Annotated in this window: 1 pseudogene; it reads left to right on the top strand. The window is 73.2% G+C overall.

The features are described from left to right. Nucleotides 1-222: 222 nt before the first annotated feature. Nucleotides 223-551, top strand: a pseudogene (locus AOK24_RS38855) (hypothetical protein); the annotation flags it as partial. Nucleotides 552-625: the final 74 nt, after the last annotated feature.

The raw sequence follows: 625 nt of genomic DNA, 5'->3' as shown, positions 1-625 counted from the left end.
CCTCGTACGCGCGGTGCTGCGCCTGACCCGTGGCCCCCGCCCCGCCCGCGCCTCCGTCTGGAGCGAGCTGCGCGACCTGCGGACCGCCGGGTTCATGACCTGGCCCGAAGCCTGACCCGACCCCGAACCGAGGACCCACACGCATGATCCGCCCACGCGAGACCGGCTACCGGGACGAACTGCTGGCCGACGGGACCGTCCACCGCACCTACGAGGACGGNNGGGTCCTCGCCGACGGGACGGTCACCTACGGGCGGGACATCGGCTACGGCCGCACCCTGTGGGGACACGGCGAGCGGCTCACCGTCAACCGCACGTCGTTCGGCGGCCGGATGGGCGCGGTGCTCGCCGGGATCGGCATCGCTGGGCTCGCTGTGACGGCCGCGCACCTGCCGCCCCTGTCGCTGACACCGGAGGAGGAAGAGGAACTGCGGCAGCAGGCGCAGAGTTCGTCGTCCGGAGGCGGGGACGGCGGGGGCGGCGACACCGGGTGGGACGGCGGGGACTGGGAGGACGACGACGCGAGCTGGAGCGACGACGACTTCGGGTGACGGGAACACCGCACCGGTCGTACTCCCTTCAGGAAAGGACACCCACCGATGGCGCGCTTCTGCGTCTGCGCGGC

This window comes from Streptomyces niveiscabiei, from assembly GCF_001419795.1.
In the GTDB taxonomy this organism is placed as follows: Bacteria; Actinomycetota; Actinomycetes; order Streptomycetales; family Streptomycetaceae; genus Streptomyces; species Streptomyces niveiscabiei.
Note: the sequence above shows the minus strand (reverse complement) of the source record. Positions and strands in the feature narration are given on the sequence as shown.